The organism is Peribacillus sp. NPDC058002, from assembly GCF_042886655.1.
Classification (GTDB): domain Bacteria; phylum Bacillota; class Bacilli; order Bacillales; family DSM-1321; genus Peribacillus; species Peribacillus aracenensis.
The window spans coordinates 1-1,438 of the sequence record NZ_JBHVQU010000492.1 but is presented as its reverse complement, the minus strand read 5'-3'; the positions used below and the strand labels follow the sequence as shown (position 1 = coordinate 1,438).

Below are 1,438 nucleotides of genomic sequence, written 5' to 3'. Positions count from 1 at the left end.
TGAAGTGAACCCAAAAAGTTAGACACTTTATTTACTTAGGCAGCCTTGAGGGCATGAACCCGGTAATCTACCGGGCTCATGCCTTTTAATTTTACCTTGATTCGTTGATGATTGTAGTAATGGATATATTCTTCTAGTTCTTGTTTGAATTGCTCCATGCTTTCAAATTCTTGAAGGTAGAGTAATTCGGATTTTAATAAGCCAAAGAAGTTTTCAATGACCGCATTATCGAGACAATTTCCTTTGCGGGACATGCTTTGTGTAATGTTATGTTTTTTCAAATCATATGTGTATTGTTTCATCTGATAATGCCAGCCCTGATCTGAATGGAGAATGGGTGAATCTTTCGATTCCAAGCGATCAAAGGCTTTATCCAGCATTTTGGAAACGAGCGGATAAATAGGCCGAGATTCGATATTATAGGCGATTATTTCTCCATTAAACAGGTCTAGAATGGCTGATAAGTATAGTTTCTCCCCAGCTAGATGGAATTCTGTGACGTCTGTCACCCATTTTTCATTGGACTTTGCCGCCTTGAATTCACGTGCTAGAATGTTGGGCGCAATCTTGCCGATTTTCCCTTTGTACGAACGGTATTTCTTCATGCGAACCACTGACTTCAATCCTAGTTCATTCATCAATCGGAGAACTGTTTTATGATTGATGCGAACACCTCGGTTACGTAATTCTAGGGTGATACGCCGATACCCATAACGCCCTTTATGCGTATGGAAAATCTCGTTGATACGGGATTTAATTTCAGTGTATTTATCCTCACGCCCGAAGGCCTTTACCCAATAATAGTACGTACTCCGTGCCATGTTAGAAATGGATAGAAGCAGATTTAAATCAAATTGTTCCCTTAGTTCATGGACTACTTTCGCTTTTTCTTTCTTTGTAAGGCTTCCTTTTCTTGAACTAAGGCATTCAACTTTTTTAGATAGGCATTCTCTGCACGTAAGTATTCTAATTCGGCAAGAAGTGCTTCCTGAGAGCCATTAGCTGGCGATTTTTTCTTAGTATCTTTTTTCATGGATAGACGCCCCTTTTTCTTTGGTTTTAGGGCGTCTATACCTCCTTCCTTAAACTGATTTGCCCAATTCAAAAGTGTAGAATCGGAAGGAAGGTTATAGTGTACAGCGGTCTCGTTGATCGATGCCCCATATTCGTTCATATATTTAAGTACCTCTAGTTTAAAGGGCAGAGTGTAATTTGTATAGGATGAAACAAGTCCTTCCATTCCATGTTTTAGATAGCGAGCGACCCATCTTTTCAGAGGGGATAACCCTACATTTCTTTCTTGTGCAATGGATTTATAGGATTTTTTCCCTTCTAAGTACTCTAAAACTGCATTTGATTTTTCGTCTATCGTATATTTAGTCAAAAAAACTGCACCTCCAATTGTTAGATGTTGTCTAACAATTGGGGTGCAGTTCAT

General features: G+C 39.1%; 1 protein-coding gene. It reads right to left on the bottom strand.

The window, feature by feature from the left end:
* Positions 1 to 35: 35 nt before the first annotated feature.
* Positions 36 to 1,384, bottom strand: a protein-coding gene (locus tag ACFVSH_RS26590) for an IS3 family transposase (RefSeq protein ID WP_387605024.1) whose coding sequence is annotated in 2 segments (ribosomal slippage) — positions 36 to 940 and positions 940 to 1,384 — 1,350 coding nt in all. Because the reading frame shifts where the segments join, the coding sequence is not laid out codon by codon here.
* Positions 1,385 to 1,438: the final 54 nt, after the last annotated feature.